The sequence below is a fragment of the Marinomonas pontica genome, from assembly GCF_026191375.1.
GTDB lineage: Bacteria > Pseudomonadota > Gammaproteobacteria > Pseudomonadales > Marinomonadaceae > Marinomonas > Marinomonas pontica.
Genome location: NZ_JAODTL010000050.1, coordinates 1 through 24,971, shown reverse-complemented (window position 1 = coordinate 24,971; position 24,971 = coordinate 1). Strand labels below are relative to the sequence as shown.

At 48.9% G+C, this 24,971-nt stretch carries 24 protein-coding genes and 1 pseudogene; 16 read left to right on the top strand and 9 right to left on the bottom strand.

The features are described from left to right. The first annotated feature begins 26 nt into the window (after window positions 1-26). The 6 genes from N5P32_RS13675 to N5P32_RS13650 are packed head-to-tail and all read left to right on the top strand — an operon-like array spanning window position 27 to window position 5,286. Window positions 27-998 (top strand): dihydrodipicolinate synthase family protein, encoded by a 972-nt coding sequence (locus tag N5P32_RS13675; RefSeq protein ID WP_265729587.1) that lies wholly within the window; start codon window positions 27-29, stop codon window positions 996-998. Beyond that, on the top strand, window positions 992-1,930 hold the full coding sequence (locus N5P32_RS13670; protein ID WP_265729586.1) for a 4-hydroxyproline epimerase: 939 nt from the start codon (window positions 992-994) through the stop codon (window positions 1,928-1,930). Before N5P32_RS13675 ends, N5P32_RS13670 begins: the two co-directional genes overlap by 7 nt. After that, window positions 1,927-2,883: an NAD(P)/FAD-dependent oxidoreductase gene (locus tag N5P32_RS13665; RefSeq protein ID WP_265729585.1), complete on the top strand. Its 957-nt coding sequence runs from the start codon at window positions 1,927-1,929 to the stop codon at window positions 2,881-2,883. Before N5P32_RS13670 ends, N5P32_RS13665 begins: the two co-directional genes overlap by 4 nt. Before the next feature lie 29 nt (window positions 2,884-2,912). Then, a complete protein-coding gene (locus N5P32_RS13660) occupies window positions 2,913-3,173 on the top strand; it encodes an NAD(P)/FAD-dependent oxidoreductase (protein WP_265729584.1) in 261 nt (86 codons plus the stop codon). A 30-nt stretch (window positions 3,174-3,203) separates the two neighbouring features. Beyond that, window positions 3,204-4,229, top strand: coding sequence for a trans-3-hydroxy-L-proline dehydratase (locus tag N5P32_RS13655; protein ID WP_265729583.1), 1,026 nt, complete (start codon window positions 3,204-3,206; stop codon window positions 4,227-4,229). Between the two features lie 40 nt (window positions 4,230-4,269). Next, window positions 4,270-5,286, top strand: coding sequence for an Ldh family oxidoreductase (locus N5P32_RS13650; RefSeq protein WP_265729582.1), 1,017 nt, complete (start codon window positions 4,270-4,272; stop codon window positions 5,284-5,286). A gap of 81 nt (window positions 5,287-5,367) precedes the next feature. On the opposite strand, the gene N5P32_RS13645 is transcribed toward N5P32_RS13650, so the two are convergent. After that, on the bottom strand, window positions 5,368-6,882 hold the full coding sequence (locus tag N5P32_RS13645) for an aldehyde dehydrogenase (NADP(+)) (RefSeq protein WP_265729581.1): 1,515 nt from the start codon (window positions 6,880-6,882) through the stop codon (window positions 5,368-5,370). Window positions 6,883-7,025: 143 nt separating this feature from the next. Further along, complete coding sequence (locus N5P32_RS13640) at window positions 7,026-7,703, bottom strand: GntR family transcriptional regulator (protein WP_265729580.1); 678 nt, start codon at window positions 7,701-7,703, stop codon at window positions 7,026-7,028. A 377-nt stretch (window positions 7,704-8,080) separates the two neighbouring features. Between N5P32_RS13640 and N5P32_RS13635 the strand changes: the two genes are divergently transcribed. Continuing rightward, window positions 8,081-9,547 (top strand): NAD-dependent succinate-semialdehyde dehydrogenase, encoded by a 1,467-nt coding sequence (locus N5P32_RS13635; protein WP_265729579.1) that lies wholly within the window; start codon window positions 8,081-8,083, stop codon window positions 9,545-9,547. A 95-nt stretch (window positions 9,548-9,642) separates the two neighbouring features. Further along, entirely contained in the window at window positions 9,643-10,920 is a 1,278-nt protein-coding gene (gene gabT, locus N5P32_RS13630) for a 4-aminobutyrate--2-oxoglutarate transaminase (protein ID WP_265729578.1), read from the top strand. A 67-nt stretch (window positions 10,921-10,987) separates the two neighbouring features. Here the strand turns inward: gabT and N5P32_RS13625 are convergent, their stop codons facing one another. From N5P32_RS13625 to N5P32_RS13615, 3 genes are all read right to left on the bottom strand, one after another. Further along, entirely contained in the window at window positions 10,988-11,446 is a 459-nt protein-coding gene (locus tag N5P32_RS13625) for a TRAP transporter substrate-binding protein (RefSeq protein WP_265729577.1), read from the bottom strand. Window positions 11,447-11,457: 11 nt separating this feature from the next. After that, on the bottom strand, window positions 11,458-11,973 hold the full coding sequence (gene dctP / locus N5P32_RS13620) for a TRAP transporter substrate-binding protein DctP (RefSeq protein WP_265729576.1): 516 nt from the start codon (window positions 11,971-11,973) through the stop codon (window positions 11,458-11,460). Window positions 11,974-12,085: 112 nt separating this feature from the next. Continuing rightward, window positions 12,086-13,024: a LysR family transcriptional regulator gene (locus N5P32_RS13615; protein ID WP_265729575.1), complete on the bottom strand. Its 939-nt coding sequence runs from the start codon at window positions 13,022-13,024 to the stop codon at window positions 12,086-12,088. Between the two features lie 410 nt (window positions 13,025-13,434). Between N5P32_RS13615 and N5P32_RS13610 the strand changes: the two genes are divergently transcribed. From N5P32_RS13610 to N5P32_RS13595, 4 genes are all read left to right on the top strand, one after another. Then, window positions 13,435-15,324 (top strand): methyl-accepting chemotaxis protein, encoded by a 1,890-nt coding sequence (locus tag N5P32_RS13610; RefSeq protein ID WP_265729574.1) that lies wholly within the window; start codon window positions 13,435-13,437, stop codon window positions 15,322-15,324. A 398-nt stretch (window positions 15,325-15,722) separates the two neighbouring features. Then, window positions 15,723-16,751, top strand: coding sequence for a TRAP transporter substrate-binding protein (locus N5P32_RS13605; RefSeq protein WP_265729573.1), 1,029 nt, complete (start codon window positions 15,723-15,725; stop codon window positions 16,749-16,751). A gap of 128 nt (window positions 16,752-16,879) precedes the next feature. Continuing rightward, complete coding sequence (locus N5P32_RS13600) at window positions 16,880-17,386, top strand: TRAP transporter small permease subunit (protein WP_265729669.1); 507 nt, start codon at window positions 16,880-16,882, stop codon at window positions 17,384-17,386. Further along, window positions 17,383-18,705 carry a TRAP transporter large permease gene (locus N5P32_RS13595; protein ID WP_265729572.1) on the top strand — a complete coding sequence of 441 codons (1,323 nt, stop codon included), beginning with the start codon at window positions 17,383-17,385 and terminating at the stop codon, window positions 18,703-18,705. The genes N5P32_RS13600 and N5P32_RS13595 overlap by 4 nt, the downstream gene beginning before the upstream one ends. 92 nt (window positions 18,706-18,797) lie before the next feature. On the opposite strand, the gene fabF is transcribed toward N5P32_RS13595, so the two are convergent. Then, window positions 18,798-20,066 carry a beta-ketoacyl-ACP synthase II gene (gene fabF / locus N5P32_RS13590; RefSeq protein ID WP_265729571.1) on the bottom strand — a complete coding sequence of 423 codons (1,269 nt, stop codon included), beginning with the start codon at window positions 20,064-20,066 and terminating at the stop codon, window positions 18,798-18,800. A gap of 122 nt (window positions 20,067-20,188) precedes the next feature. Here fabF and N5P32_RS13585 point away from each other — a divergent pair, with 122 nt between their 5' ends. Then, complete coding sequence (locus N5P32_RS13585; protein WP_265729570.1) at window positions 20,189-20,791, top strand: TetR/AcrR family transcriptional regulator; 603 nt, start codon at window positions 20,189-20,191, stop codon at window positions 20,789-20,791. A 29-nt stretch (window positions 20,792-20,820) separates the two neighbouring features. On the opposite strand, the gene cysQ is transcribed toward N5P32_RS13585, so the two are convergent. After that, window positions 20,821-21,669: a 3'(2'),5'-bisphosphate nucleotidase CysQ gene (cysQ, locus tag N5P32_RS13580; RefSeq protein WP_265729569.1), complete on the bottom strand. Its 849-nt coding sequence runs from the start codon at window positions 21,667-21,669 to the stop codon at window positions 20,821-20,823. A gap of 44 nt (window positions 21,670-21,713) precedes the next feature. Between cysQ and N5P32_RS13575 the strand changes: the two genes are divergently transcribed. After that, a complete protein-coding gene (locus N5P32_RS13575; RefSeq protein ID WP_265729568.1) occupies window positions 21,714-22,133 on the top strand; it encodes an RNA-binding S4 domain-containing protein in 420 nt (139 codons plus the stop codon). A 15-nt stretch (window positions 22,134-22,148) separates the two neighbouring features. Here the strand turns inward: N5P32_RS13575 and N5P32_RS13570 are convergent, their stop codons facing one another. Together N5P32_RS13570 and N5P32_RS13565 are read right to left on the bottom strand one after the other, a co-directional pair. Next, window positions 22,149-22,292 (bottom strand): DprA-like winged helix domain-containing protein, encoded by a 144-nt coding sequence (locus tag N5P32_RS13570; protein ID WP_409371108.1) that lies wholly within the window; start codon window positions 22,290-22,292, stop codon window positions 22,149-22,151. A gap of 207 nt (window positions 22,293-22,499) precedes the next feature. Next, window positions 22,500-23,075 (bottom strand): annotated as a pseudogene (locus tag N5P32_RS13565) (DNA-processing protein DprA); the annotation flags it as partial. A 546-nt stretch (window positions 23,076-23,621) separates the two neighbouring features. Between N5P32_RS13565 and def the strand changes: the two are divergent. Then, window positions 23,622-24,101 (top strand): peptide deformylase, encoded by a 480-nt coding sequence (gene def, locus N5P32_RS13560; protein ID WP_265729567.1) that lies wholly within the window; start codon window positions 23,622-23,624, stop codon window positions 24,099-24,101. A 118-nt stretch (window positions 24,102-24,219) separates the two neighbouring features. Beyond that, on the top strand, window positions 24,220-24,971 hold a 752-nt coding region (fmt, locus tag N5P32_RS13555; protein ID WP_265729566.1), incomplete at its 3' end, for a methionyl-tRNA formyltransferase.

Genomic DNA, 24,971 nt, shown 5'->3' with positions numbered 1-24,971 from the left:
ACACTATTTGAATAAGGTTAATGATCATGAACAAAGAAGTATTTAACGGTGTAATGCCAGCCCTAATGACACCATGTAAAGCCGACCGTACACCAGATTACGACGCGTTAGTGAAGAAAGGCCATGAAATGATCGCGGCGGGTATGTCTGCCGTTGTCTACTGTGGCTCTATGGGTGACTGGCCGTTACTCACCGACGAACAACGTATGGAAGGCGTAGAGCGCCTGACTCAAGCAGGTATTCCTGTTGTAGTGGGCACGGGGGCGATCAATACAAAATCGGCGGTTGCACTTGCTGCACATGCACAAAAAGTGGGGGCAGCGGGTTTGATGGTCATTCCTCGCGTGTTGTCACGCGGCACTGTGATTGCGGCTCAACGTAACCACTTCAAAGCGATCTTAGAAGCCGCACCAGATGTGCCAGCCATCATTTACAACAGCCCAGTGTACGGCTTTGCAACACGCGCAGATTTGTTCTTCAGCCTGCGTTCTGAACATCCAAATCTCATCGGTTTCAAAGAATTTGGTGGCGACGCAGACCTACGTTATGCCGCGGAAAACATTACTTCTAAAGACGACGAAGTCTTGTTGATGGTGGGTGTGGATACAGCGGTATTCCACGGTTTCGTTAACTGCGGTGCAGTGGGTGCCATCACGGGTATCGGTACCGCGTTACCTAAAGAAGTGTTGTTGCTTGCCAATCTTTCTCGCCTGGCGGCGCAAGGCAATGCGGAAGCGCGTGTTCGCGCTAAAGAATTGGAAGAAGCATTCAGCGTCTTGGCGAGTTTTGACGAAGGCCCAGAATTGGTACTGTTCTTCAAATATCTACTTGTACTAAACGGTGAAGAAGAGTATCGCTTACACTTCAACGAAACAGATGAACTGAACGATGCTCAGCGCCACTACTGTGAACAACAGTACTCGCTGTTCAAAGCTTGGTTTGCGGATTGGTCTAAACAAGGTGGAGTGCTTTCCAACATGCAGGTAACAGAATGCTAGTAGTTGTCGATAGCCATACAGAAGGCGAACCGACCCGAGTGATTCTAGAAGGAGGCCCTGATCTTGGATCAGGGTCTTTGTCTGATCGGGCGAAACGTCTTGCAACGGAACATAAGGATTTTTACCGCTCCTTAGTAGTAGAGCCCTACGGACAAGAAGCCATGGTCGGGGCGCTATTGGTAGAGCCGACCGATCCGAGCTGTGTCACCGGCGTGATTTACTTTGATGCTGCGGCCGTTATTGGTATGTGTGGTCACGGCACCATTGGCCTAGCCGCCACGCTGGCTCATATTGGCAAGATCGGTGTCGGCACCCATAAAATCGAGACACCCGTGGGCATTGTTGAAGTCACGTTAAGCGACAAAAACACCGTTGCTGTGCAAAACATCGAAAGTTACCGCTTTAAGAAAGGCGTCGAGCTGGATGTAGAAGGCGTGGGTAAAGTGGTAGGGGACATTGCCTACGGCGGCAACTGGTTCTTTATTGTGGATGACAGTCCAACCCCCGTTCTGCCCAACAATATCCGCACCCTCACAGAAGTCGGCATTAAGGTTCGTGAAACTATCTATGCCAACGGCATCGAAGGGGAACATGGCGGCATCATTGACCATATCGTGTTCTATGGACCGGCGTTAACGGATAAGGGTCACACCCGTAACTTCGTATTGTGTCCAGATGATGCCTACGACCGCTCACCTTGTGGTACGGGTAGTTCAGCGCGCTTGTCCTGTTTGGCGGCCGATAATCGTTTAGCGCCGGGCGAGGAAATTTACCAAGAAAGCACCATTGGCAGTGGCTACACCTTAAGTTACCAAGCAGGTAGCCAAGCAGGCGGCATTATCCCTTCTATTACTGGGCAAGCATTTATTACTCGTGAAGCGAAAATGCTCTTCAATCCAACCGATCCATTACGCCATGGTGTCACATTATGAGTACACCTGCTTACGATGTGATTGTAGTGGGTGCCGGCATTATCGGCATCAGCAGTGCGTTAAAGCTGCAACAAGAAGGTAAGCGAGTTTTAGTGCTAGACAGCAAAGGCGTCGCCGCTGAAACCTCCGCAGGCAATGCAGGTGCATTCGCCTTTGCCGATGTCATTCCGCTGGCAACGCCCGGAATTATGCGCAAAGCCCCAAAATGGTTACTGGACCCACTGGGGCCTTTATCCATTCGTCCGGCTTATGCGTTCAAGATCATACCTTGGATGCTGCATTTCTGGCGCGCCAGTTGGAAAGACCGCTATGGCGCAGCGTTAAAAGCCCAAGCCGACTTGATGGAACTGTCAAAAGCAGCTTTAGAACGCCAGATCCAAGGGGTGAATGGCGAGCATCTGATCCGTCGAGAAGGGCAGTTACAGCTCTATGAAGGCGAAGCAGAATTCAAGGCTGCCTTACCAAGCTGGCAAATACGTAAATCGCATGGCGTACAATTTGAATTATTGGAAAGCCCAGAAGCCATCGCCAACATCCAGCCAGGTATCGACCCTCGCTTTACCCATGCGGGTTTTACCCCAGAATGGAAAAACGTCGTCCACCCTAAAACTTGGACAGAGCATTTAGCCGATCACTTTTGCCGTCTGGGAGGCGCTATACAGATCGCTCAAGTCATGACCGTCAAACACCGTGATCATGACGTCGTCGTCTCCACTCAGGAACACAACTATGAAGTCGGTCATGTGGTGCTGGCGGCAGGCGCTTGGTCGAAATCGTTAGCCCAGCAAATAGGGGACAGCATTCCGCTGGATACCGAACGAGGGTACAACACCACCTTACCAGCGGGTGCATTTGATTTAAAAACTCACATTACCTTTAGCAATCATGGTTTTGTCGTCACCAAAGCCGGTGACGGGGTACGAGTGGGAGGCGCGGTCGAGTTGGGGGCTTAGAGCTGCCACCAAACTACCAGCGTTCAAAAGTGCTATTGGATAAAGCGGCGAAATTTTTACTCGGGTTAAACACTGAAAACGGCGTGCAATGGATGGGATTTCGGCCTTCCATGCCAGACAGTTTGCCCGTCATTAGCTACGCCAGCCAATCAACACGTATCGTTTATGCGTTTGGGCATGGGCATTTGGGACTTACCCAATCTGCAGGCACCGCAGAACTGGTGGCCGACATGATCCAAAGCCGAGATACGAGTATTTCAACTCAACCTTTCCGCGCTCAGCGTTTTTAATGGGACGTCAATAAGAAAAAGGACAGTATTATGCGAACTACGAAAACACTCCATGTCATTTCTGCCCATGCGGAGGGAGAAGTGGGCGATGTCATCGTCGGTGGGGTTGCACCGCCACCTGGAGACACTCTATGGGAACAGCGTAACTTCATCGCCGAAGATAAGACCTTACGTAACTTTGTACTCAACGAACCCCGTGGCGGAGTGTTCCGTCATGTGAATCTGCTGGTCCCGCCGAAGCACCCTGACGCCGATGCAGCCTTTATCATTATGGAGCCTGAAGACACGCCTCCCATGTCGGGATCTAACTCTATTTGTGTGTCCACGGTACTACTGGATAGCGGCATATTACCCATGCAAGAGCCCTACACTGATATTACCCTTGAAGCACCTGGAGGCTTGGTAAAAGTACGTGCGGAATGTCGCGATGGCAAAGCCCAGCGCATCTTCGTCACAAATGTCCCAAGTTTTGCAGTAAAACTATCTGCCCCCTTAATAGTAGAAGGTGTTGGTGAAATCACCGTGGATACGGCCTACGGCGGCGACAGTTTTGTCGTAGTGGATGCCGCAGCTCTTGGCTTTGAGTTAGTTGAGAGTGAAGCCAAAGCTCTAGCACATCTTGGGGTAAAGATTACCCAAGCCGCCAACCAACAACTAGGGTTTGAACATCCAAGTAATCCAGAATGGCGTCATATTTCTTTCTGCGCCTTTTGTGGCCCTCTCGAAAAATCCGATACTGGCTATCGCAGCCGCTCGGCCGTGGCCATTCAACCAGGCAAAATTGATCGATCTCCGACCGGTACAGCTGTCTCTGCACGCATAGCTCTGATGCATGCTAAGGGGTTGATGAAACCAGGTGACACATTGGAGGCCATTTCCATCATTGGCTCCCAGTTTTCAGGAACCTTATTGCAAGAAACTCACATTGGAAATACCCCAGCGGTGATCCCACAAATCAGCGGGCGTGGCTGGATTACAGGTACTCACCAACACATGTTAGACCCAGACGATCCTTGGCCAGAAGGCTACAAACTCACTGATACATGGGGTGCCTGAGGTATGCTTCATATTATTCAACTGATTCATAGAGGCCATAATGAGCGATACGTTTACCCTTAACCTTAACCAAGTCCGTGAGTTAAGTAATTCTGTGCTTACCAGCAATGGCTTCAATGACGCTCATGCTCAAGCCATTACCGATATTATTTACACCAATCAATTAGGCGATTGTCATTCCCATGGTTTGTATCGTTTGTTTATGTGTGCCGAGAGCATTAGGTCGGGGCGCGCCAGTGGGACAGCGACTCCGATCATTACGGATGCTGGCCCCTCTGTCGTGCGGGCAGACGCAAACGACGGTATTTCATTGTTGGCCATGAAAGCCGCCATGCCATTGTTAATCGAAAAAGCAAAGAAGAACGGGGTCGCCGCGTTGGCCATTAATCGCTGCTTCCACTTCTCGGCACTTTGGCCTGAAGTGGAAATGCTCTCTGAAGCAGGCTTAGCAGGCATGGCCATGTTGCCAAGTCATGCTTGGGTAGCACCTGCTGGCGGTAAGCGCGGTTTATTGGGAACCAATCCTTTTGCTTTTAGTTGGCCGCGGGCTGGCAAAGCGCCGTTTACCTTTGATTTCGCCACCAGCCAATTCGCAAGAGGTGAAATTGAACTGTACCGCCGTGCCGGTAAGCCGTTGCCCGAAGGTGTGGCCATCGACAAAGACGGTCATCCCACCACAGACGCGGAAGCCGCAATGAACGGCGCGATGTTGACGTTTGGTGGACACAAAGGGTCGGCGTTGTCGCTGATGATTGAATTAATGGCAGGGCCATTAATTGATGACCTAACCAGCAAAGAAAGTATGGAAGCTGCTGGCGGCAAACCAGAAGCACCATATCATGGCGAAATCATCCTTGCCTTCGATCCATATTTATTGAGTGGCGGTCGAGTGGCCGAAAATAATGACCGAGCGGAACGCTTATTTGCGGACGTCATCGACCAAGGGGCACGTCTACCTTCTCAGCGTCGTCAAGCCGCACAGGCGTTCAACTTAGAGCGCAACGCACTCGAGATTCCACGGGCACTGTACGACGATTTGCTCAAACTGAAAAAATAGCGCGCTAAAGAATGAAAGGGGTAAACAAAAAGCGGCATTGGGAGACCAAGACCGCTTTTTTCGCCCAAGGAAGCGCCCTTGTTAACGCAAATCAGCAGGCAATAACGCCGCTGGAATGTCTTGGAAACACACAGGACGCAAGAAACGACGAATGGCCATTGTGCCCACCGATGTCGCCCCAAAGTTTGTTGAGGCAGGGTAAGGGCCGCCATGCACCATGGTGTCACACACTTCGACACCAGTAGGAAACGCATTGGCTAATATTCGCCCCGCTTTGCGTTCTAACACTGGCATGAAGGCCTGAGCCGTTTCGACGTCGGCATCGTCTAGGTGCAACGTGCAGGTAAGCTGACCTTGTAAGTGTTTCGCGACGTTCAACATATCATCCACACTGTCCGCCAACACCACAACTCCCAACGGGCCGAACACTTCTTCGGCTAGATCTTCATTGGCCAACCATTCGGTCGCTGTGGTGGTGTACAAATAGGGCGTTGCATTGCGCAAATCACAGCTGGTCGAAAGCACTTCGCGTACACCAGCGCTGGCGGCAATGCGCTGTTGCCCAACACGATACGCTTCGGCGATCCCTTCCGTTAGCATGGTTTGAGAAGGTACAGTTGATAAAGCTTGTTTCGTTGCGGATACAAATGTGTCAGCGTCCGATCCCGCTAATAGAACCGCAATCCCCGGATTCGTACAGAACTGACCCGCGCCCATGGTTAATGAACCCGCCCAGCCTTTTGCCAATGCTTCGCCACGCTGTGAAACGGCATTAGGAAACAAGAACATAGGGTTGACGGAACCGAGCTCACCAAAGAAAGGAATGGGCTCTGGACGCGCCGCGCACAAATCGAATAGGGCTCGTCCACCCGCCAAGGATCCCGTAAAACCAACCGCTTTAATCAGTGGGTGCGTTACCAATGCGGTGCCCACATCACGGCTGCCGCCTTGAATTAAACTGAAAACCCCCGCAGGTATGGCACATGCTTTCATCGCGGCATGAATGGCTTCCGCTATGATCTCACCCGTTCCAGGGTGAGCACTGTGGCCTTTCACCACAACAGGACAGCCTGCCGCTAACGCCGAAGCGGTATCGCCCCCCGCTGTCGAAAAGGCAAGAGGGAAGTTGGATGCGCCAAACACCGCAACAGGGCCAATCGGTCGCTGCATCAAACGCAATTCAGCGCGTGGCAATGGCTGACGATCTGGCAAGGCTTGGTCATGGCGGCGGTCTAAATAGTCACCGTCCAAAATATGCTGAGCAAACAAACGCAACTGGCCACAAGTACGGCCTCGCTCGCCTTGCAAACGGGCTTCTGGTAGGCCAGTTTCGGAAGTGCCGATTGTGGTAATGGCATCACCACGAGCGTCAATTTCGTCCGCAATGGCGTGTAAAAAGGCCGCGCGTTTTTCGCGTGACAGTCCACTGTATTCATAAAAAGCGCCTTCTGCTGCCGTGACCGCTGTATTAACTTGGTCAACCGTACCCTTTGAAAAAGAATAAGCAGCACCGTGCGCAGGGGAGGACTGAAACTGCTGCTCTGAGCTTACCCATTGACCAGCAATTAAGTGTTTTCCGTGGGGAGTAAAAGTCATGAAACCCTCGTTTTTTAATGAATCGGTTATATTTGTATTTTGTATCCAATTTTAACTAAGTCAATTGTTCACTATTTTTGCGCCGATGACAAGACCACCTATAGCCCCACCATCAAAAGCAAAGAATGGAAAAGAGAGTTGAATTATGACGTGCGGGTTTGTTTTACCAGTGCCATGACTTGGTCTTTGGTATTCACCAAATGACGGCGTAGTTGCTCTGTTGCACCGGCTACGTCACGTTGGCGTGCCAATTCAAGCAACCGGTGGTGGTCGTGACTGGCATTATCGCGGTTGTCTAATTTGTCGATGTGCATGCTGACGTAACGGTTGGCTTGCAAGGTCACTCTTGCTAACAACACTTCGGTCAAATGACGCCCAGCGGCTTCATAGAGTTTGCCATGGTACGCCGCGTTAAGAGGTCCCCAATCCGCAATATTACCGGTTTTGTAAGACACATCCATCGACTCTAATATTGCTTCGCATTCGGCAAAATGCGCCTTGGTCATGTTGGGGATAGAACGTTGAAAAAGATCCACTTCTAGCATAATGCGGACATCAAAAATTTCCGCAATTTCGTCCATTGAATGTTTAGTAACGGTCGCACCGCGATTGTTTTGGAAAACCACCAGCCCTTCTGAATCCAGACGTTTTAGCGCTTCTCGAACTGGCATACGCGACACATCGTATTCCTCGGCGAGCAGCTCTTGACGGATCAAGGTGCCTTCTTCTAAGTCACCACTCAGAATGCGTTTACGCAGATCCGCCACAATAACATCAGGCAAACTTTGGCGAACAACCGCTCTTTTTTGTGCCAATTTCATACCCTCTCTTAGTTCTAGTAGGCTGTTTTTATTGGCCAAACAGCACGGCAAATAATGACCGTATTATACTCAAAAATCGCTTAATGACGACGAAAGCCACGCTTTTCTGCTCAATTCCCTTGGTCGATGTGTTTATACCTACACGGGGGTATTTCACACAGCCCGTGTCATCGCACAAAATCCCTACAACATGATGGTTTTATCGCAATGAAATAAGACGCCTTTCACAATGTTTGAACACCATCAAACATTGAGTTGATAGCTTCTCATTTTTCAAACTGTTGTCATTGCCTACTATCGATTGATATTAAAAGTGCTAAGTTAATAAACGCAGTTCTTAACTAACGATCCTTATTCAGCCAAGTCTGGAGTACCTTATGAAAGCAGTACTATCTCAGCCCTCTTTACTCAAAAGCCATTCGTACATTGGTGGTGAATGGGTTGATGCTAAATCTGGCAAGACCTTCGCCATTACTAACCCAGCGAATGGCGAACACCTGATTGACGTTGCCGATTTAGGGGCAGAAGAGACAACCAACGCCGTTGAAGCGGCTGAAAAAGCACAGAAAGAATGGCAAGGCCGCACGGCCAAAGAACGTGCGACGTTATTGCGTCGTTGGAACCAGCTGATTCTGGACAACCAAGACGACTTGGCAACCTTGATGACATTAGAGCAAGGCAAACCGTTTGCCGAAGCCAAAGGCGAAGTGGCTTATGGTGCGTCTTTCATTGATTGGTTTGCTGACGAAGCCCGTCGTTTAAATGGTGATGTGATCCCGACGTTTGCTAAAGACAAGCGCGTTTTGACCATCAAGCAACCAATCGGCGTTGTGGCGGCCATTACGCCTTGGAACTTCCCAATTGCCATGATCACGCGCAAAGCCGGTCCTGCCTTGGCGGCAGGTTGTGCGATTGTCATCAAACCGTCTGACGAAACGCCTTTGTGCGCCTTAGCATTAGCAGAATTAGCGCATCAGGCAGGCATTCCAGCCGGTGTATTGAACGTGGTGGTTGGTAAAGACGCGAAAGCCATTGGTGGCGTATTAACGGGCCACCCAACGGTGCGTAAGTTGTCTTTCACCGGCTCTACGCCTGTGGGTAAATTATTGCTGTCTCAGTGCGCGCAAACGGTAAAACGCACGTCAATGGAGCTAGGTGGCAACGCACCTTTCATCGTGTTTGATGATGCTGATCTAGACGCCGCTGTCGAAGGCGCGATTGCTTCTAAATACCGTAACGCTGGCCAAACCTGTGTTTGCGCAAACCGAATTTTGGTTCAAGAAGGCGTGTACGATGCTTTTGCTGAAAAATTAGCAAAACGCGTAGCAACCTTTAAAACAGGCGACGGTTTTGCAGAAGGCGTCAACATTGGCCCACTGATCAATCCCGCTGCGATCAGCAAAGTAGAGCAACTTGTTGGTGACGCGGTAGCAAAAGGCGCGAAAGCCTTAATCGGTGGATCAAAAGCCTCTGCGGCGGGCGCTCAGTTTTTCGAACCGACCATTTTGACCGGTGTAACGGAAGACATGGACATCTTCTCTAATGAGATTTTTGGCCCTGTTGCGCCATTGTTTAAATTTAAAACCGAAGACGACGCCGTTGCCATGGCAAACAATACCCCATTTGGCTTGGCATCGTACTTCTATTCCCAAAATCTAGGTCGTATTTGGCGCGTATCAGAAGCCTTGGAATACGGCATGGTAGGCATCAACGAAGGCATCATTTCCAGTGAAGTGGCACCATTCGGTGGTGTGAAAGAGTCCGGCAGTGGCCGTGAAGGTTCACAATACGGCATCGACGAATACGTTGAAATCAAATACTTGTGCATGGGCGGATTAGCGTAGTTTTCCTATTGAGATGAACAACTAAGCAAAACGACTTCTAACGCTTAAGACATTGACAACCCAAACAAAGAACACGCTCAAAAGGTGAAAGACAAATGAACAACGCTGATCTACAAAAACGCAAAGAAAGTGCGATCGCTCGTGGCCAAGGCAACATGGCGCCAGTGTACGTTGACCGTGCTGTCAACGCAGAAATTTGGGACGTGGAAGGCAAACGCCATATCGATTTTGGTGCTGGTATCGCCGTCGTAAACACAGGCCATAACCACCCTAAAGTAAAAGCGGCCGTACAAGCGCAACTTGAACGCTTCACGCACACTTGCGTGATGGTTAGCCCATACGAATCTGCTGTTGCTTTGGCGGAAAAGCTAAACGCAGCGGCGCCAGGTAACACGCCGAAAAAATCGATCTTCGTAACAACGGGCGCTGAAGCCGTTGAAAACTGCGTAAAAATCGCGCGTGCTTACACGGGTCGTCCAGGCATCATCGCGTTCAACGGTGGCTTCCACGGCCGTACCAACATGACCATGGGTCTTACGGGTAAAGTAAACCCTTACAAAATCGGCTTTGGTCCTTTCCCAAGCGATATTTTCCATGTTCCTTATCCAAATGACTACTTAGGAATCACTGAAGAACAAGCACTTGCTGATCTTCAAATGCGCTTTACGTGCGACATCGAGGCGTCTCGCGTTGCGGCTATTATCATTGAGCCAGTACAAGGTGAGGGCGGTTTCTACCAAGCGTCTGCCAGCTTCCTACAAAAGCTTCGTACATTGTGTGACGAGCACGGCATGTTGTTGATTTTGGATGAAATCCAAGCGGGCTTTGCCCGTACAGGTACTATGTTCTGCCACGAACAAGCGGGCATTGAAGCAGACTTGATGACGGCGGCGAAAGGCATCGCGGGCGGTTTCCCAATTGCCGCCGTTGTCGGTAAAGCAGACATTATGGACGCGCCGATTCCTGGCGGTCTAGGTGGCACTTACGGCGGTTCTCCGGTGGGTTGTGCAGCCGGTCTTGCGGTATTTGATGTGATTGAAGAAGAGAAACTGTGCGACCGCGCCGTGGAAGTGGGCGCTCACTTCGTGAAACACTTGAAAGAAATGCAAGCAGAGTACCCACAGATCATTGGCGAAGTACGTAATGCGGGCGCGATGATCGCGGTCGAATTCGTTCACGATGGCGATGTGAACAAACCGTACCCTGAAATGGCTAAGAAATTATCGGCCAAAGCCGCTGAAAACGGCTTAGTTTTATTGTCTTGTGGTATTCGCGGTAACGTTATTCGTTTCCTACCTGCGTTGACCATCGAAATGGACATCATTGACGAAGGCATGGACATCTTTAAACGCTGCTTCAAAGAGCTTGTTTAAGCCGTCCTGAAGGCAATAAAAACGCCGCGCTGGAAACCCAGCGCGGCGTTTTCATTTTTATCACAGACTAGTTGTTGGGTCGGTAATCACTGACCATTTTTTGCAGCAACACAACACGTTCAAACGGCACACCTTTGACCTTTTGGTTCATGGTTGCCACCGCCGATTTGAAAGTCAGCAAATCCTCTTCTGTGGGTTGATAAACCTCCATGCCAGCCGCCATTAATGCTTTGTGGTGGGCTTCTTCAGACTGATTCACCCATTGGAAAACTTCCTTTTGTGCCTCAATTGACGACGCAGAAAATTGCGCTTTTTCCTCCTTGGTCAAATTGTCCCACCAATATTGCGACGCTAAGACGAGGCGTGCGGACATCATCACTTTAGCATCGGTGAAATATTTCAGTAATTCAGTGTGTTTAAAGATGATAGGAACAGGAGACGCATTTAAGTAACCATCGGCAATACCAAGACGCAACGCATTCGGTACTTCAGAAAACGGAATCAATACTCCCGATGCGCCCATCATTTGAAAAATAGTCAGCTGATTCGTATCCAGTGCCTCATTCGTAACCCAGACATGTCAGCAACGGTTTTCACCGGGTACTCGTTATTGAAAATCCCCAAGAAGCCGCCCGTTGGAATCACCGCCAATACACGCAATCCTTCGCTGCTCAAACGACGGTTTATACTGTCTAAATAGCCACTGTTGACGAAAAAATTATATTGGTGGTCTGTATTGATAAACGTATAGGGGAGTTGCAAAACCTGCATTTCAGGCACAAATTGCGCCGCAGAGGAATACTGGGACATAGAAATATCCAGCGTTCCAGCGCGAACTTTATTAAGGCGCGTACTTTCGTCGCCCACAGAATTACGCGGATAAGATTCGGTTTGCCAGCCCTTATCATTCAAGGATTGAAGTAAATTATCAACATAGCGATATGTTCCCGAATTCTCTCTGTCTGGAGCCGTATCCAACGCCACGCTTACTGACGAGGCATTGGCTGATAATGCAGTGAGTAAAGCGGACGCCAACACGAGTACTTTTTTCATAATAGTCGCCTGTTTATTCGCACATGAAAGCAAAGAAGCATTTAAAGTATAGATCGCCATTCATCGTTTTGGTTCTGATCCGGACCAACAAAGTCGCCATACTGATCTGCGCTCAATACGGAGCGACCATCAATTCTTCGACCGTTTGACGTAATACCTTGAGAAACAGTTCACGGGGTTTATTGGGTTGCGTGGTTTTCTTGCAAATCACCGCCACACCGAGCGTATAAGAGCGTTGCTCTGGCGCGACAGCAACTATTTTTCCCGATGTGACATACGGTTCAGCGTAGAGCTTAGGCAAGAAGCCGATGTATCGACCCGATAAAATCAGTGCTAGGCGACTGTCGTAGAAATACGAAATTGCCGTTAAATTCATTTGCGAAATTTGTTCACTGACCGCTTCGTGCGGCTTTAAACCGGCATGAGTTGCTGGGAACTGATCCGCTTGCACTTCTTGGTCTGCCACTGACATCGTCGCTAAAGGATGATCTTTACCGCAATAAAGGTAGCAGTCATCGCTGTATAAATGCACGTAGCTTAAGCCGTCCAACTTACGATGATAGGGAATGAACCCAATGTCGGCTTCGTCGTTCAATATCATGCGTTCGATATTGGACATCGAAGACACGTTGGTGGTGATCAGGACTTCTGGGGCTTCGGTAGAGAAACGTTGAATCAATTCAGGGAAATGGCTACGAGGGTCAAGGCTGACTTTGTCGGAAAGAGCAAGACGCAATTTGCCGGTGAGGCTGGCATTTAAGTTGTTTACTGTCGTGCGAAACGCATCCAGTGATTCCAGAAGGTTTTCAGTCATTTTGTAAATAATGACGCCTTCTTCTGTCAGAGAAAAACCGCCGCGTCCACGTTTACACAGTACAAGGTTTAAGCGCGCTTCTAGATTGGAAATATGCAGGCTGATGGTTGATCGACCAATGTTCAGAGAGGTTTCAGCCGCCGAAAAGCCACCGCAATCCACGACCGTTTTAAAGACTTTTAGCTGCTTAATTTCATAATCACCGACCTGACCCAGTGAATAGTTTTGTACATTCATTGCCTTTCTCCATCCGTACCGACATGCATTTTATTCTTACGAAGCTATGAAACCAATATTCGTTTGCGCGATACACGTAATGGCTATGATACGACGACTGTCCGCCGCACCGTTATAAATGACTGTCGTAATTTAGTTCGTTGATTATCTAACTTTACATTGATTTATTCCTCTTTCATCCCTCTTTCTGCTTCTTTATGGTTACAAAGGTCGGTTACCACGCAAGCAGCGAATGAATGGTTGCGCTGCTTAATCTCCCAGATAAGCGGTAGCCGCTTGGTTATACCTTACAAATTCAGGCTGACTGCTCGTCTGAATGTTGTTCTTCCAGCTCGTTTTTTTTGGCCTGTTTGTCTTGATAAGATGAACAGGCTTTTTTTGTCGTAGAAAAGGATCCACAGGGGATTGCTATGCCTATTGCGTTATCTGTTCGTCAAAAGCTGATTGCTATCGTTGTACTTGTCAGCGTGGGCTACGCGGGATTCGGGGCGTATTCGGTTTATAACTTGTCCCAAATTTCCAACGCGTCAAATAACGCCAGTGAATTAAATCGTCTGACGACCCAGGTCAAAGAAGTCGAGATCGCCTTTCTGAAGTTTGAGCGAGAAATGGCGGCCTTGTCGCCCGCCAATGTTGACCTTCTCCAGCACACATTGGACACCATCAAGCAAAACACAGCGGCTGGTTTTTCCATTCAACAGGACTTGATAGACCAAAAAGGCAAGGCACTCTTAGCGACCAGCCAAACCTTACAACCAGAATACTTGTCTGCGCTCGAAAGTAACGTGCAAGACCTTATCGAATTGGGTCTAAGCAGTGAACAAGGGCTGTTAGGCGCACTGAATCAATCGGCACACGCGCTTGCGGAACAGCTCAAAGCCTTAGCAAGTTTTGCATCCAGTTTTAAAGAAGTCAGAGCCAAGGAAAAAGACTTCCTAGCTTACAGCGATGCCGAACATCAAGTCGCACTGCAGTCCGCTATCCAAGCCCTAAAAACAAACGTCGATAACATCGGCTTCGGCGACGTATTTAACCCTATGATCCAGACCTATGAAGACGCCTTGTCCCCCGTGATCGCGCTGTCCATTAAAATCCAAGCGCAACATAAAACATTGGCCTTATTAAGCAATCAATACACTCAGTCCATGGACGCAAGTGCGGCGTATTTGCAGAACACCTTACTCGCCAATGCTCAAGCTCAATCCTTAGAAACGGCTCAACAAGCCAGACAATCATTGGTAATTGCTTGTATTTTGCTGGCACTGGCCATCGGCCTTGTGCTGACGACGGTAATTCGCTCTTTGAACCGTAATTTGAACGCTGTCTTAGTGGTACTAAAAGAGGTGGCGCAAGGCAAACTCCGACCTCGTCCACAACATCTACCAAACCAAAACCCTGACGAGTTCCAGCAGTTATTTATTGCCACCAATCAAATGTCCCACGATTTGCGTTTATTGATTGGCCACTTAATGAACAGCAACGAGAAGCTGGTCATCAGTGCGGATGAATTAGACAGTGGCATTCAAATCATTGTCAGCGGCAGCGAACGCATTCGAGATCGCAGCAACACCTTAGCCGCTTCGACAGAAGAAATTTCAGCGACCGCCGACACGGTACAAACCATGACGCAAGCGGTTCAAGGTGTGGCGAACCTCGCGTATGAATCGGCGACCAGCGGGGTCAATGTTATGCGTGACGCCATGTCCAGCATCAGTGATGTGGCGAATACCATTCAAGACACCAATGAGCGCGTGGCACGATTGGGAGCGCTGTCGAAAGAAATTGACGTCGTCATCGAACTTATCGTCGGTGTTGCTGAACAAACCAGTTTGCTGGCGTTAAACGCAGCGATTGAAGCCGCTCGCGCCGGTGAAGCAGGGCGGGGCTTTGCCGTTGTGGCTGACGAGGTAAAAACCTTGTCCGAACAAACCGTGAAAGCGTCCGGTGATATCACGGCAAAAGTGGAAAACATTCAAAAAGAAACCCAAGCGGTTATCGATGCCATGAACCTAAGCTTAACCAAAGTAGAACGCAGCAAGGAACAAGGCGAACACGCGGTCATCACCATTCATCAAATCGAGAAGAACACCCTAGAAGCAATGAACAACACGCAAGAAATCACCCAAGCGATCCATGAGGTGGCTCTGACGACGGCACAGATGGCGCAAGACATGGACATCATCGCTCACGACATCAAAGACAATCACATTGCAACTCAGTCAATTCAGATGGCCAATAAAAATGTTCACCACCAAACAAAAGAATTGGCGAACCAGATACAAGGCTTTGACGTCGCATAGAGCGACTTTTTAGGAGCAAACTCGCTATCGAGCAAAATCCCGCACAAAATTGGTGCGGGCTTGCCGTATTGTTCGAGGAGAACGGTCGTTTCTCTAAAAAGGTAAAAAAAGTGCACGTTTTCAACATTATAGATAAAATAACGTCACGTTATTGATGAGCCACCTTCAACATTAATTTGCACCAATATTGTGCGTTGCGCGCAATTTGAGTGCGGCCATTTCCCTTAGTAGCCTGATTTTTAAGGGCTTTTGAATTTTTTGATTGTTTGATACCCACAAAACTTTAGATAGATTTTGCGTGCTTTAACGCACGAAGCCTTTTTGAAAGTATCGAACACAAGTTATCGCGTCAGTCAGACGTGATCTTTTTATGCACTTTTTGCTCTCGAGGTAGCTCAATGATTAATACGATACTAAAAGTAAAAAAACGATTGGTGGCGAGTTCTCTAGCAGTCACTTTAGGTCTTGGCGTAATGGCTTCTTCCGCCGCTCAGGCCGCTGACTATAACTGGCGCTTTGCCAACCTATACAGCCGTGGCTCTGCCTTCGGTGCTGTGTACGAAGATTTGGCAAAAAACATTGAGACTATGTCTGACGGCCGCATCAAAGTACAAGTATTGTACGATGGTGAAGGTGTGGGTTCTTCTGGTATTTTTGGTGCCGTGAAAACAGGCCTAATCACCATGGGTGCGACTTTCCAATCTTTGAACGCAGGCGAACTGCCAGCAGGCTTGGTTGAGATCGGTCTACCAGGTGGCACAAGCGACGTTGGTGAACTGACAACCTTGTTCCAACAAAAAGGCTGGGCGCCAATCCTTAAAAAAGCGTACGGCGAACAAGGTCTAGTTTGGCTTGACCCTTACATTCAGCCAGCGGTTTACGTTATCACTAAAGAGCCAATCAACTCTGTTGCTGATTTCCAAGGTTTGAAAATTCGTGCACCAGGCGCATACGGTAAGTTCCTTCGCAACCTAGGCGCTTCTCCGGTGTCACTTGCTTGGTCTGAAATTTACACGTCTTTATCTACTGGTGTAATCGACGGTTCTATCGGATCTAACATGATCGATCACCGCGACGGCAACCACGTTGAAGTAGCGAAATACATGTACCCACTTCCACTAGCTGGCGCACAAGTGTTACCTATTATCGTGAACCAAAGCGCTTGGAACAAACTACCAGCTGACCTACAAGCGATTGTAAAAGCCGCAACAACGGTTCACGCACAAGAGCAAATGACCAAGTCTAAACTTTGGGAATCTGAAGCCGTTGCGGACATGGAAGCAAAAGGTCTTCAGTGGAGCCCTGAGCCAAGTGCTGCCGACAAAGCCGCATGGAAAGACGCGGGTTCTAAACTTTGGGATGAGTACGCCGCTGCAGACAAATACAGCAAAGAGTTGATTGACGTTCTACGCAAAGAACAGAAATAATTGACTCAGCAATAACTAAAACGGCCTTCATTAAGAAGGCCGTTTTACTTTTTCCGATTCATCCTGACAGGTACAAAACAATGATAATGACTGCGATTAGGCGCTATTGTCTTGGAGTCCACGCGTTGGTGGCTTTCATTGGGAATTCCGTTTCCTATCTTATGCCAGTATTAGCCTTTGTCGTTGCGTTCGAGGTTTTCTCTCGTTACCTCTTAGACAGTCCGACTATTTGGGCCTACGACACCTCTTTATTTATCTTTGGCTATATTGCGGCATTAGGCGGTGCTTATGCTCAACAGCAACGCGCTCACATCAATGTGGATATCCTTTACAACAAAGTTTCAGCTCGGACGAAAAGCATATTTAACCTATTTTCATTCGCCCTTGCCATGTTCTTCATGGTGATCGTTTGCAAAATGAGCATAGGTAAGTTTGAAGAAGCGCTCCAGTTTAACTATCGACGTCAAAGTGAATGGGCTCCGCACATGCATCATTATTGGTTAATGATGGCCATTGCCAGTGTGCTGCTTATTTTACAGCTTTCCAGCGATTGGATTGATTCCTTACACCAAGCCATTACTGGCAAACCTTTGTTGCCAAAAGCACCGTCCGAACAAGAGGAAAGCGCACAATGATTAGCATTGAATTATTAACAGGCATTCTCTTTGCCTGCATCATCGCGTCGTTTGCCTTAGGTGCGCCTGTTGGTTTGGCGCTTGGCGGTATTGCCATGGGCATAGGTTACATGACTTGGGGCGATGCGCTTTTTAACGTTATTCCCACTACGCTTGAGTCGACACATTTTAGTTTCATCCTGCTAGCCATACCTTTGTATATTTACATGGGGCAATTACTGACTCGTTCCGGCATTGGCGATGCCATGTTTAACGCCAGCCAAATGTTGATTGGCCGTGTGCGCGGTTCATTGGCGATTAGCGTCATCGTGGTGTGTTCTATGATCGGCGCCATGGTCGGCATCATCGGTGCGGGTATCATGACATCGGGCAGTATCGCACTGCGTCCCATGTTGGAGCGTGGTTACGATAAACGCCTCGCACTTGGCGTTATTATGGCCGGCGGTGGCTTGGGTATTTTGATTCCACCTAGCATTCCAATGATCATGTTTGCATCGTCTACACAAAACTCAGTAGGGCGCATGTTTATCGGTGCCTTGATTCCAGCGCTGATCACCATCATTTTGCTGATCGCTTATGTGGTAATTTCATGTAAATTGAACCCTAAGCGTGCGCCGATGGATGTGGTGCCTGAAGTACAGCCAACACCAAAAGAGAAGTTCCTCACCGCGCGTGATGGCATATTATCTCTGCTGCTGATCGTTGCGGTACTTGGCAGTATTATCATGGGCATTGCGACACCAACAGAATCCGGTGCTATCGGTGTGGTTGGCGCGATTGTTCTGGCGATTTTCTTTAAACGCTTCAAACCACGCATGGTACAAAAAGCGGGAATGCAAGCCGCATTGCTGGTCAGTGTGGCCATGTGGATTATCGTTGGTGCGTCCGTGTTCAGTAACTTCCATTTGCTGATGGGCGTGCAAAACATGGTCGCTGGTTTCACCCAAGATTTGGGTTTACCACCGATTGTCGTCATCATGTTGTTCCAATTGATCATGTTATTGCTGGGCTTCATTATCGATGAATTTATCATCGTCCTAATGTGTGCGCCTATCTTCACACCGATTGCTGTGTCGCTTGGCTATGATCCGATTTGGTTTGGTATCTTAATGATTCTTAACATTGAGATCGCCGTACAAACGCCGCCTTATGGTTTTGCCTTATTCTACCTAAAAGGCATCGCGCCTCCGGGCATCACCATGTTGGATATCTACAAATCCATTACACCATTTGTGCTGTTAAAACTCTTGGTTCTTGTCATCGTGATGATGTTCCCAGAGCTTGTTACTTGGTTACCTAACCAACTAATGGATGGCTAACAGCAATACAGAAAAAAGCAGCGATAATAAAAGGCGACTCATTCCAATGGAGTCGCCTTTTTTATTTCAGTTTGCTCGGTGGTTTACGTAGGTTAATAACGCTTCAAGATAATCGCTGCGTTTACACCGCCAAAACCAAAGCCATTACACAGCACGTACTCGACTCTTTTTTCACGTGAAACCAATGGGATAAGATCCAAATCGGCCATGGTGTCTTCTGGATTTTCAAGGTTGAGCGTCGGAGGCAAGATACCTGACATTAGCGCCTGAGCACTGAAAATGGTTTCCACGCCACCGGCCGCACCAAGCAAATGACCCGTCGCCGATTTCGTCGAAGAGATTGCTACGTCTGTGACTTTTTCACCAAACACACGGCGTAGGGCATTAATCTCCCCACGATCCCCAACAGGCGTCGATGTCGCATGAGCATTCACATAGCCAATCTGATCAGCCGAAATACCTGCCATGTTGAGCGCCGTTTGCATAGCGCGAGCCGCACCTTCGCCACTTTCTGGCCCCGATGTCAGATGGTAAGCATCCGCACTGGTGCCGTAACCCACTATTTCCGCCAATGGTGTCGCGCCTCGTGCTAGCGCATGTTCAAGGGTTTCTAGTACGACCAAGCCAGCGCCTTCGCCCATGACAAAACCTTCACGGTCTTTATCAAAAGGACGAGACGCTTTTGCTGGGTCATCATTGCGTGTAGACAATGCCTTCAAAGCACCAAAGCCCGCCAAAGACAAGGGATCGATACAGGCTTCGGTACCGCCCGCTAGAGCCACTTTCGCTTCTCCCGTACGCAGCAGACGCATTGCGTCACCAATCGCTTGTACACCCGCTGCACACGCGGTTACTGGTGTGCCAATCGGCCCTTTAAAACCGTATTTAATCGAAACGTTACCCGCTGCTAGATTGGCAAGAAACGCAGGAACCGTGAAAGGCGACAAACGTCGAGCGCCTTGCTCCTTCAAAATAGAGTGCGCATGCGTGATGGTCGGCAAGCCACCAATGCCTGTTGCAATGATGGTGGCAGTGGCTTCTTGGTCTTCCGCCGTTGTAGGTCGCCAATTGGCTTGGGTTAACGCTTCTTCGGCGGCAGCCAAAGCAAATAAGGTAAACAGATCTACACGTTTACGATCTTTAGGGGACAGATAGTCCGATTCATCTAAACCGTTGTCTTGCTCGTGATGGCTGGGGACTTGACCGGCAATATGGGTTGAAAGCCCTTCAGTCATTTCCATTGGTAGGGCACGAACACCGGATTCACCGCGAATCAAACGGTCCCAAACCGATGCGACACCTACGCCCAATGGCGAGACAATGCCCATTCCTGTTATCACAATACGTTCTTTAAGCGACATGGTTCATCCTCTTTAATTTCAGCAGAAAGAAAAGAGCCATGCTAGAGTGAGTCTTTATATGATCAAGATAATATTTAAACACCCTTGTACAATGGGTTTACTATCCGTTCAGGAGCTTCGTTATGCCCTATACGCCACAACACAAAGAACAAACTCGCCAGCGAATTTTGCAAGCGGCCGCCAAGTTATTTTGCTCCCATGGTTTTGATCGCGTCACGCTGACTCAAATCATGAAGAAGGCCAACATGACCCACGGCGCCTTCTATGCCCACTTTTCGGGGAAAAGCAGCCTGTACGAAGCCGCGATGCAATTCGCCACATCGAATGCATTTTGGGCGCGGGACGACAAGCAAACCGAGAACAAAGAAACACACTTAAAAGCCTTAGTCGCGAGGTATTTGAGCTGGACTAAAAACGACAAAGATCATCCATCGCCTTTGGAGTTCTTAGTCACGGATGCGGCGCATAAAGAAGAGAAAGTACGCCAAGCCTACCAAGCTTGCTTTGACAGCTTAGTGGAACGACTGGCGACGATTTTAAAAAAACGTGGCAGTGAAGAGGCGGAAGTCTTAGCGGAAGAAACCGTCGTATCGCTGGTAGGGACGGTTGCCATCGCGCGATCTTTTACTCAGCCGATGCAAAGGGATTTTATCAAGCGAGCGCAGGCGCGCATTATTCATCGTCTTAACAGCGGAGTGAATCATCCGCTGACTTATACATCTTGATGGAAATGGTCTGGGAAGCAGAGTAAGCGTTACTCTTCTTCCTCATTTTCTAAATACCAATTCATTACAAACGGGGCAAGTTCAGCACCCGATACAAAGAAGTGGCCGTTGAGTAGGGTTTCTCTTTGGTTATAACGAAACGGTTTACCCTCCGGAGTAACGAGCATTCCGCCAGCGGCTTCAATGATGGCTTGCTGAGCGGCGGTGTCCCATTCACTGGTCGGGCCGCGGCGTAGATGCAAATCGGCAATCCCTTCGGCAATTCGGCAGCCTTTTATTGAGCTGCCTTTTGGGAGTTCTCGAACTTGTTCGTACGTCAGTTTCAATTTGTTTTTCAATGACGCAGGAAGCGCAGGGCCGTGGCTACGGCTTGTCATGGCAATAATGGGTTCACGCGGTTCACGAACATTGATGCTTTCGTATTCATCACCTTGCCATTTTACCGCGCCAACAGGCAGCTCTTTCCATGCTTTGGTGACACCAAAATAGCCTTCCGTTGTGGTCGGCAAATACACCACGCCAAGAATCGGCGCGCCGTTTTCCACTAACGCGATGTTGATGCTAAATTCACCATTGCGCTTAATGAATTCTTTGGTGCCATCCAGAGGATCGACGATCCATAGCATGGGCCATTTAGAGCGTTCTTCGAACGCCACCACGCCTTCTTCAGACAACACTGGAATGTCAGGTGTAAGTGTTTGCAAACCTGCTAGAATGACCTTATGAGCCGCAAGGTCAGCCGCCGTAACAGGACTATCATCTTTTTTTTGCTCGATACCCAAATCGGCGCGTTGATAAATATCCATGATCGCGTCGGCAGCATCGTGTATTATTTTGTGAAGAGCTTGGAAAATTGGGTGTCTACTAACGTCCTGCATAACAGCCTCAAATATGACAACAGAATAGGGTCAACGCATTCTTTATGAGTAAACCAGAAAAGCAGTCGGCACCACAAGCCGTTCGTTTAGATAAGTGGCTTTGGGCCGCACGTTTTTATAAAACTCGTTCACTTTGTAAAGACGCCATTGATGGTGGCAAGGTGTCTTACAACGGCAGCAAAGGCAAAGCCAGCCGAAATGTGGAAATTGGCGCCTTAATTGGCATTCGTCTCGGCTGGGATGAAAGAGTCGTCGAAATCAAAGCCATCAGCGAACAGCGCCGTGGCGCCCCCGAAGCGCAATTGCTTTACGAGGAAACACCTGAGTCGATTGCAAAACGTGAAAAACGCGCCCTCGAAAACAAGTCCTTTGGTGGCCGTATCATGTCCGACCACAAGCCAAACAAAAAAGAACGTCGCGATATCAAGCAGCTTAAAAAAGACATCTTTAGCGGCATAGAATAAATACAAGAAGGTCGGTCAAATACGACTATAAAGGCCTTCTCGATTTTCCACGCAGCCTGACAATTCCAACTCCATTAACACCTGCATCATGATGCCTGCATCCAGGTTACTTTGGCGAATCAAGGCATCAAAATCCATCGGCGCTCCGTCCTTCTCCATTAATATGGCCAGCGCTTTGGCGTCACTGGAGGACGACTCCGGCAAGGCATGATAGGAAGCATGCAACGACGCTGAAGCAGAAGGCATTTTGTCTTGATCATACGCCGTTAACGAAGGCGAACACTCCGCTAAAATATCGTCTACATGACGCACCAAAGTCGCACCTTGGCGGAGTAATTGGTGACAGCCTTCCGACTGAGGATCCGTCAATCGCCCAGGCATGGCAAAGACTTCTCGGTTTTGCTGGATAGCATAACTGGCGCTGATCAAGGAGCCGCTTTTGATCGATGCCTCCGCCACCAATACGCCCATACTCAACCCGCTGATGATTCTATTGCGTGGCGGAAAGAGGTGAGGGCGAGGGCTGGTCGTTGAGTGGGTATTCACTTATCAAGGCTCCGCCTTGGGCAAGTATGTCTTCAAATAATCCACGATCAGTGATTGGGATAGACATGCTGCAAACCAGTTCCGCATGACCGCAATGGTTGGTGTTGTTGCGCTGTGCAACGCGCCTTGGTGAGCCGCCGTATCTACGCCCATGGCACCACCGCTCACCACACAAATCCCCCGTGACGACAATTGCTCAGCAAATTGAAACGTGGCATCGCGTCCATGACGAGTGCATTTTCGGGCGCCAACGATGCCTATTTTTGGCAATGCCAATACGTCACACTGGCCTTTCACATACAAAAATGCAGGGGCAACACCGATCTCTTTCAGCGCCTCTGGGTAAGTGTCGTCTTCTTGGCGAACAAGATGATGGTGACTCTCCGCTAACCACATTAAGGTGTCATCACGCTTGGTTTCTTGCTCCTTGGTAAGGCTTCCATCCGACAAATACGCCATCGCTTGGCGAGCCGTAATGGGTGGCCATTTTAACGCTATTAGCAAATCATAAGTGATGGTGTCGGCTGACGTGGAATCATCAAACAAAGACAAGCTATCCGAATGATGCTTGAGGCTCAATGACGGCGGTTGGTTCAATTGACCGAGGTAAAGTACAAAGACGGGATAGTCGTGATGGGCCAATGCCTTCCAAAAAACTCAGGCACAACCAATCCGTCGACGACAACCCCGTGGTATTAGCAGTGGGCATAATAAGCAGCTTCCTTGTGGGTATTTATCGGGCATTCCTTGCCCAAGCGAGTCTAAAAAACACAAAGCCATCTACGCATAGTCTGTGGCTATGAAGTCTATTCAATCATATTGACCAAAAAACCGCCATGAGAAGACTGCTCAACAGCGTGACTTGCGTTACAATAGAGTCAATATAAAGAGCAGGAGAGAGCGTCTCCTCTCATGAACAAAGACACATCGTTGGAAAAGATCATGGCTGTTTTAACTGTACTCGAATACCCAGACAACCGCTTACGCAAAGTTGCGAAGCCCATTACTGAATTCACTGACGCACTGCAAACTCAAATCGACGACATGCTAGACACCATGTACGACGAAAATGGCTTGGGGTTGGCGGCCACACAAGTGGATTACCATTACCGTCTTGTGGTGATGGATTTCTCTGAAGAGCGTAACGAACCCATTGTGTTCATTAACCCAGAGTTTGAAGTGTTGGACGACGAGCCAAACGAATTCCAAGAAGGCTGCTTGTCGGTTCCGGGGTTTTACGAACACATTTACCGTGCCGCCAAAGTGCGAGTAAAAGCATTAGACCGACATGGTAAACCCTTCGCGTTGGACGTTGACGAATTGATGGCAGTTTGTGTTCAGCACGAAGTTGACCATCTTGATGGCAAGCTTATGGTCGATTATTTGTCACCATTGAAGCGCAACCGCATCAAAGCAAACTAGAAAAAGCCCACAAGCTGGCACAAAAACAAGGCTAAACCGATACGTCTGGTTTTGCCTTAGATCATTACAACGTTTTATAAAATCAGGCTTTGGCCTGATTTTTTGTTAAGGAATCCCTATGCCAACCTCACCACTTCGTATTGTTTTTGCAGGCACCCCCGAATTTGCCGCCGCCAGCCTACAGGCGCTTTTAGACGCTAAAGCGGACAATCACTATGAACTCGTCGGCGTGTACACGCAACCAGATCGCCCAGCAGGTCGCGGCCAAAAATTGGTTCAGAGCCCAGTTAAGCAACGGGCCATTGCCAATGATATTCCTGTTTTTCAGCCGCTCAATTTCAAGCTTGACGAAGACAAAGCACAACTGGCGGCGCTCAATGCGGATCTTATGATCGTGGCCGCTTACGGGATTATTCTGCCGAAAGTGGTACTGGATACCCCCAAATTTGGCTGCATCAACGTGCACGCTTCTTTATTACCACGCTGGCGTGGCGCGGCGCCTATTCACCGTGCTCTGATGGCCGGCGATATTGAAACAGGCATTACTATCATGCAAATGGATGTGGGCTTGGACACAGGCGATATGCTGCTCAAAGCGCATTGCGACATCAAGCCCAGCGACACATCCGCCACGCTGCACGATCGCTTGGCTGTTCTGGGTGGCAGTGCATTGATTGACGCACTCGAAAAATTCAAAGCAGGCACCTTGGTAACAGAACAACAAGACGACAGTGTCACTTGCTACGCCGCGAAACTTACTAAGCAAGAAGGCAATGTAAATTGGTCCCAGTCTGTAGAATTGATCGAACGTCAAATTCGCGGTTTGTCTCCGTGGCCGGTTGCGTACACCAACAGCTTGGCTGGCATCAT

What these genes read in the sequence shown, in the direction of transcription:
- cysQ (WP_265729569.1), bottom strand. Translation starts at nt 21,669, where the DNA reads ATGCAGGACGTTAGTAGACACCCAATTTTCCAAGCTCTTCACAAAATA.
- N5P32_RS13610 (WP_265729574.1), top strand. Translation starts at nt 13,435, where the DNA reads ATGCCTATTGCGTTATCTGTTCGTCAAAAGCTGATTGCTATCGTTGTA.
- N5P32_RS13575 (WP_265729568.1), top strand. Translation starts at nt 21,714, where the DNA reads ATGAGTAAACCAGAAAAGCAGTCGGCACCACAAGCCGTTCGTTTAGAT.
- N5P32_RS13585 (WP_265729570.1), top strand. Translation starts at nt 20,189, where the DNA reads ATGCCCTATACGCCACAACACAAAGAACAAACTCGCCAGCGAATTTTG.
- dctP (WP_265729576.1), bottom strand. Translation starts at nt 11,973, where the DNA reads ATGAAAAAAGTACTCGTGTTGGCGTCCGCTTTACTCACTGCATTATCA.
- gabT (WP_265729578.1), top strand. Translation starts at nt 9,643, where the DNA reads ATGAACAACGCTGATCTACAAAAACGCAAAGAAAGTGCGATCGCTCGT.
- N5P32_RS13640 (WP_265729580.1), bottom strand. Translation starts at nt 7,703, where the DNA reads ATGAAATTGGCACAAAAAAGAGCGGTTGTTCGCCAAAGTTTGCCTGAT.
- N5P32_RS13645 (WP_265729581.1), bottom strand. Translation starts at nt 6,882, where the DNA reads ATGACTTTTACTCCCCACGGAAAACACTTAATTGCTGGTCAATGGGTA.
- N5P32_RS13625 (WP_265729577.1), bottom strand. Translation starts at nt 11,446, where the DNA reads ATGATGGGCGCATCGGGAGTATTGATTCCGTTTTCTGAAGTACCGAAT.
- N5P32_RS13595 (WP_265729572.1), top strand. Translation starts at nt 17,383, where the DNA reads ATGATTAGCATTGAATTATTAACAGGCATTCTCTTTGCCTGCATCATC.
- N5P32_RS13570 (WP_409371108.1), bottom strand. Translation starts at nt 22,292, where the DNA reads ATGGAGAAGGACGGAGCGCCGATGGATTTTGATGCCTTGATTCGCCAA.
- N5P32_RS13670 (WP_265729586.1), top strand. Translation starts at nt 992, where the DNA reads ATGCTAGTAGTTGTCGATAGCCATACAGAAGGCGAACCGACCCGAGTG.
- def (WP_265729567.1), top strand. Translation starts at nt 23,622, where the DNA reads ATGGCTGTTTTAACTGTACTCGAATACCCAGACAACCGCTTACGCAAA.
- N5P32_RS13675 (WP_265729587.1), top strand. Translation starts at nt 27, where the DNA reads ATGAACAAAGAAGTATTTAACGGTGTAATGCCAGCCCTAATGACACCA.
- N5P32_RS13665 (WP_265729585.1), top strand. Translation starts at nt 1,927, where the DNA reads ATGAGTACACCTGCTTACGATGTGATTGTAGTGGGTGCCGGCATTATC.
- fabF (WP_265729571.1), bottom strand. Translation starts at nt 20,066, where the DNA reads ATGTCGCTTAAAGAACGTATTGTGATAACAGGAATGGGCATTGTCTCG.
- N5P32_RS13635 (WP_265729579.1), top strand. Translation starts at nt 8,081, where the DNA reads ATGAAAGCAGTACTATCTCAGCCCTCTTTACTCAAAAGCCATTCGTAC.
- N5P32_RS13605 (WP_265729573.1), top strand. Translation starts at nt 15,723, where the DNA reads ATGATTAATACGATACTAAAAGTAAAAAAACGATTGGTGGCGAGTTCT.
- N5P32_RS13650 (WP_265729582.1), top strand. Translation starts at nt 4,270, where the DNA reads ATGAGCGATACGTTTACCCTTAACCTTAACCAAGTCCGTGAGTTAAGT.
- N5P32_RS13615 (WP_265729575.1), bottom strand. Translation starts at nt 13,024, where the DNA reads ATGAATGTACAAAACTATTCACTGGGTCAGGTCGGTGATTATGAAATT.
- N5P32_RS13655 (WP_265729583.1), top strand. Translation starts at nt 3,204, where the DNA reads ATGCGAACTACGAAAACACTCCATGTCATTTCTGCCCATGCGGAGGGA.